Genomic DNA, 4,940 nt, shown 5'->3' with positions numbered 1-4,940 from the left:
CCCCCCCCCCCCCCCCCCCCCCCCCCCCCCCCCCCCCCCCCCCCCCCCCCCCCCCCCCCCCCCCCCCCCCCCCCCCCCCCCCCCCCCCCCCCCCCCCCCCCCCCCCCCCCCCCCGGGGCGCGGACGGGCACCCGCCCGTGCGCACCCACCCCGACCACCACCCCCACCACCACCGCACCGCCGACGACGGGTCGGCTCCGAGAAGAGGAACACCACTGTGACCGTGCTCAGCTCCGAGGCCGCCGACTTCAGCTGGCTCCTCGACAACTTCGTCCGCAGCACCCCCGGCGTGCAGCACACCGTCGTCGTCTCCGCCGACGGCCTGCTGATGGCCATGTCGGACAAGCTCGACCGCGAGGCCGGCGACCAGCTCGCCGCGATCGTCTCGGGCGTGTCCAGCCTGGCCCGCGGCGCCGCCCGCCAGCTCGACTCCGGCGAGGTGCGCCAGGCCATCATCGAGATGGACGACTCGTTCTTCTTCCTCGTGAACGTCTCCGACGGCTCGGTGCTGGCCGTGTCCGCCGAGTCCGGCTGCGACGTCGGCCTCATCGGCTACGAGATGGCCATGCTGGTGCAGCGGTTCGAGACCGTCCTGACCCCGCAGCTGGTGTCGGAGATGCGGGCCGCGCTGCCCGTCTCCTCGCCGGCCGGCGCCCGGTGGTGAACCGGCCGTGACAGCAGCCGGCAGCGCGGACCTCTGGCCCGGCGACGACGAGGACGCCGAGGAGTTCACCGTCCGCCCGTACACCGTCACCGGTGGACGCACCCGCCCCTCCAACGCCGACCTGCCGGTCGAGGCGCTGGTGGAGGCCCTCGCCGAGCCCGAGGTCGGCATGACGCCCGAGCGGCGCAGGATCCTGGAGCTGACCAGGACCTCGTACCTCTCGATCGCCGAGCTCTCCGCCCACGTGCACCTGCCCGTCGGCGTCGTGCGCGTCGTGGTGAGCGACCTGTCCACCTCGGGCAAGGTCCGCGTCCACGGCCTGACCCTGTCCACGTCCCCCCAACCCGCGACCACCATCAGCGTCCTGGAGAGTGTTCTCAATGGCATTTCCTCGCTCTGACGTGAGCGCCCCCGCGCCAGGCGCTGCCGCCGGGGGGACCGCCACGGCGCCCACCGCCCCGCCCACCGTCGTCAAGATCGTCGTGGCCGGCGGCTTCGCGGTCGGCAAGACGACCTTCATCGGGTCGATCTCCGACATCGAGCCGCTGCGCACGGAGGCGGCGATGACGGAGCACTCCGTCGGCGTCGACGACGCGGGCCTGAACTCGGACCGCAAGACCTCCACGACGGTCGCGATGGACTTCGGCCGCATCGCGCTGCCGGGCAACCTGTGGCTGTACCTGTTCGGCACCCCGGGCCAGGACCGCTTCCTCTTCATGTGGGACGACCTGGTCAAGGGCGCCATCGGCGCGGTCGTGCTGGTCGACACCGACCGCCTCGACCAGTGCTTCCCGGCCGTGGACTACTTCGAGTCGCGCGGCATCCCGTTCGTCGTGGCGGTCAACTGCTTCGACGGCGTGGCCCAGCACGACCTGGACTCCGTCCGCGAGGCCCTCGCCGTGCCGGACCACGTCCCGCTCGTCTACACCGACGCGCGCAGCAAGGCCGCCACCAAGCACAGCCTCATCACGCTGGTCCAGACCGCGCTGTCCCGCCTGAACGCCTGAACGCCTGAACGCCTGAACGTCCCAGCGGCGCACCGCCCGCACGAGGGGCCGGCACCCACCCGGGTGCCGGCCCCTCGCGCGTCCCCGCCGGGCGTCGCCGCGCGGCGCCGCGCGGGGCGCCGGGCCCGGGGCTTCAGCCCGCGGCGGTTGCTGCCGATGGGTGAACCAGGCACCACGAGCGACGGGCCGCCCGCGAGGACGGGCCGTCGCACCCCCGCAGAGCACCCCCGTCGCGAGATCCGGAGCGGAACCGCATGGACGACATGGACGAGATCGTCCAGGAATTCCTGGTCGAGAGCTACGAGAACCTGGACCAGCTGGACTCCGACCTCGTCGCGCTGGAGCAGCAGCCCGGCAGCCGCGAGCTGCTGGCGAGCGTCTTCCGCACCATCCACACGATCAAGGGCACCAGCGGCTTCCTGGCCTTCTCCCGCCTGGAGTCCGTCGCCCACGTCGGCGAGAACCTCCTCGCCCGCCTGCGCGACGGCCAGCTCGTCATGACCCCGGTCACCACCGACGTGCTGCTGCGCATGGTGGACACCATCCGCGCGCTGCTGTCCTCCATCGAGGAGAGCGGCGCCGAGGCGTCCGTCGAGGTCGACGCCGTCGTCACCGCCATCCGCGCCGTGCTCGACGGCGAGGAGCCCGTGCTGCCGCCGGCCGACGGCGCCGGCGTCGAGGTGCCCGCCCCCGCCGCCGAGGCGCCCGCCGCCCCGGCCGCGCCGGAGCCGGTCGCCGAGCCGGTCGCGCCCGTCGAGCCCGAGCCCGTCGCGGTCGAGCCCGCCCCCGCCGAGCCGGTGGCCGAGCCCGTCGCCGCCGCGGTGGCCGAGCCCGTCGCCGAGCCCGAGCCCGCCCCGGCCCCGGTGGCCGAGGCCCCGGTGGCCGAGGCCCCGGTGGCCGAGGCGCCCGCCGCCCCGGCCCCGGCCGCCGCGCCCGCCGGTGCCGCGCCCGCCGGTGCCGCCTCCGAGAAGGCGTCCGCCGCCGAGGCCACGATCCGCGTGGACGTCGAGCTGCTGGAGTCCCTGGTGCGCCAGGCCGGTGAGCTGGTCCTGGCCCGCAACCAGATCCTGCAGCGCGCCGGCGCCCTGCGCGACGAGGACCTCACCCGCGCGTGCCACCGCCTGAACCTCGTGGCCAGCGAGATGCAGGAGTCCGTCATGCGCACCCGCATGCAGGCCATCGACCACCTGTGGTCGAAGCTGCCGCGCGTCGTGCGCGACCTCGGCAACATGCTGGGCCGCAAGATCAAGCTGGAGATGGAGGGCGGCGAGACCGAGCTCGACCGCACCCTGCTCGAGGCGGTGAAGGACCCGTTGACGCACATCGTGCGCAACGCGGTCGACCACGGCATCGAGTCGCCGGACGTGCGCCGCGCCGCGGGCAAGAACGAGGTCGGCACGCTGAAGCTGCGCGCCGCGCACGAGGGCGGCCAGGTCGTCGTCGAGATCCGCGACGACGGCAAGGGCATCGACCCGGCCGTCATCGGCGCCAAGGCCGTCGAGAAGGGCCTGGTCTCCGCGAGCAAGCTGGAGTCGCTGACGCCCAACGACATCCTGCAGTTCCTGTTCCTGCCCGGTTTCTCCACCGCCGCGAAGGTCACCAACGTCTCCGGCCGCGGCGTGGGCATGGACGTCGTGAAGACGAACATCGAGCGCATCGGCGGCTCGGTGGACGTGGAGTCCACCCCCGGCCAGGGCACCGTCTGGCGCCTGCGCATCCCGCTGACCCTGGCGATCGTGCCGGCCCTGACCGTCGAGTGCGCCGGGCAGCGCTACGCGATGCCGCAGGTGAACCTGCTGGAGCTGGTCAGCCTGGACACCGAGCGCATGTCCAAGGCCATCGAGGACGTCGGCGGCGCGAAGGTGTACCGCCTGCGCGGTGCGCTGCTGCCGCTGATCCGCCTGGAGGAGGCGCTGGAGCTCAAGCGCCCCACCGACGCGGAGGTCCCCTCCAAGCTCGTCATCGCCGTCCTGGAGTGCGACGGCCGCCGCTTCGGCATGGTCGTCGACCGCGTCCTGGACACCGAGGAGATCGTCGTCAAGCCGCTGTCCGGGGTCCTCAAGGCCATCGGCAGCTACGCCGGCGCCACGATCCTCGGCGACGGGCGCGTCTCGCTGATCCTCGACGTGCAGTCCCTGGCGCGCCGCACGATGCGCTCGGACGGCCTGGAGCACGCCGCCGCCGAGCAGGCCACCACCAGCGCCGCCACCGGCGACGGCCAGCGCCTGCTGGTCGTCGGCCTCGGCGACGACCGCCGGGTCGCGATCCCGCTGGACGTCGTCACGCGCCTGGAGGAGTTCAAGACCGACTCCATCGAGCGCGTCGGGCGCCGCGAGGTCGTGCGCTACCGCGGCGAGATCCTGCCGCTGGTGCGCCTGGCCAACCACCTCGGCAGCATGCGCGGGTTCGACGAGCCCGAGCTGACCTCGCTGCCCGGTGTCGTGTACTCCGCGCGCGGGCGCTCCGTGGCGATCGTCGTCGACGAGATCGTCGACATCGTCTCCGGCCAGGACGCGCGCAGCGACATCGACGACGCGGGCCTGGTGGGCTCGGCGGTCATCCGCGACCGCGTCACCGAGCTGCTCGACGTGCGCTCGGCGATCCTCGCCGCCGACCCGAACTTCTTCTCCGAGCAGGCGCAGAACGAGTACGCCGCCGCTTCCTCTCGACTGGGGGTCTGACGTGTCCACGCAGTACGCCACCTTCACCCTCGCCGGCCACCTGTTCGGCGTGGAGGTCCGGCGCGTGCAGGAGGTGCTCACCGAGCAGCCCCGCACGCCCGCGCCGTTGGCCCCGCGGGCCGTCGCCGGCCTGATCAACCTGCGCGGCCAGGTCGTCACCGCCCTGGACCTGCGCCGGCGCCTGTGGCTGGCCGACCGCGAGGAGGGCCAGGCCGCGATGAACGTCGTGGTGCGCTCCTCCGAGGAGGTCTGGAGCCTGCTGGTGGACTCCATCGGCGGGGTCATCGAGGCCGCCGACGCCACCTTCGAGCCGCCGCCGGACACGCTGTCCGGCCCGATCCGCGAGCTGATCCGCGGCGCCTACAAGCTCGACGACGCGCTGCTGCTCGTCCTCGACGTCGACAAGGCGCTGGAGATCGAGGGCTCGGCCGCGGCCTGACCGCGGGCCGAGCGCCGCACGTGCGCGAGGGCCCCCCCCCCGCCGGGGGGGGGCCCTCGCGCGTCCCCCGGCGGCGCGCGGCCCGCGGGCTCACGCACGGGGCCCGTCAACCGCCACGTGCACGGGGCGCCCCCCCGGCGGACCCGCCG

General features: G+C 74.3%; 5 protein-coding genes. All 5 read left to right on the top strand.

Going from position 1 to position 4,940, the window contains the following annotated elements; all coding sequences use genetic code 11:
• Positions 1–217: 217 nt before the first annotated feature.
• The 5 genes from ACRYMN_RS20690 to ACRYMN_RS20670 all read left to right on the top strand — a co-directional run bounded on the left by ACRYMN_RS20690 (position 218) and on the right by ACRYMN_RS20670 (position 4,791).
• The gene (locus tag ACRYMN_RS20690) at positions 218–664 is read left to right on the top strand and encodes a roadblock/LC7 domain-containing protein (protein WP_432499298.1); all 447 of its coding nucleotides are present in this window, start codon (positions 218–220) and stop codon (positions 662–664) included.
• Between the two features lie 7 nt (positions 665–671).
• The gene (locus tag ACRYMN_RS20685; protein WP_432499296.1) at positions 672–1,064 is read left to right on the top strand and encodes a DUF742 domain-containing protein; all 393 of its coding nucleotides are present in this window, start codon (positions 672–674) and stop codon (positions 1,062–1,064) included.
• Positions 1,045–1,671: a GTP-binding protein gene (locus ACRYMN_RS20680; RefSeq protein WP_432499294.1), complete on the top strand. Its 627-nt coding sequence runs from the start codon at positions 1,045–1,047 to the stop codon at positions 1,669–1,671. The genes ACRYMN_RS20685 and ACRYMN_RS20680 overlap by 20 nt, the downstream gene beginning before the upstream one ends.
• Positions 1,672–1,925: 254 nt before the next feature.
• On the top strand, positions 1,926–4,352 hold the full coding sequence (locus tag ACRYMN_RS20675) for a chemotaxis protein CheA (RefSeq protein WP_432499292.1): 2,427 nt from the start codon (positions 1,926–1,928) through the stop codon (positions 4,350–4,352).
• Between the two features lies 1 nt (position 4,353).
• The gene (locus tag ACRYMN_RS20670) at positions 4,354–4,791 is read left to right on the top strand and encodes a chemotaxis protein CheW (RefSeq protein WP_432499290.1); all 438 of its coding nucleotides are present in this window, start codon (positions 4,354–4,356) and stop codon (positions 4,789–4,791) included.
• Positions 4,792–4,940 lie beyond the last annotated feature (149 nt).

This window comes from Kineococcus gypseus, assembly GCF_050871305.1.
Classification (GTDB): Bacteria; Actinomycetota; Actinomycetes; order Actinomycetales; family Kineococcaceae; genus Kineococcus; species Kineococcus gypseus.
The sequence above is the reverse complement of the archived record's forward strand: the minus strand, read 5'-3'. Positions and strand labels throughout refer to the sequence as shown.

Bases quoted from the DNA above. Each gene is read 5' to 3' on its own strand.
- ACRYMN_RS20675 (WP_432499292.1), top strand. From the start codon at position 1,926: ATGGACGACATGGACGAGATCGTCCAGGAATTCCTGGTCGAGAGCTAC.
- ACRYMN_RS20680 (WP_432499294.1), top strand. From the start codon at position 1,045: ATGGCATTTCCTCGCTCTGACGTGAGCGCCCCCGCGCCAGGCGCTGCC.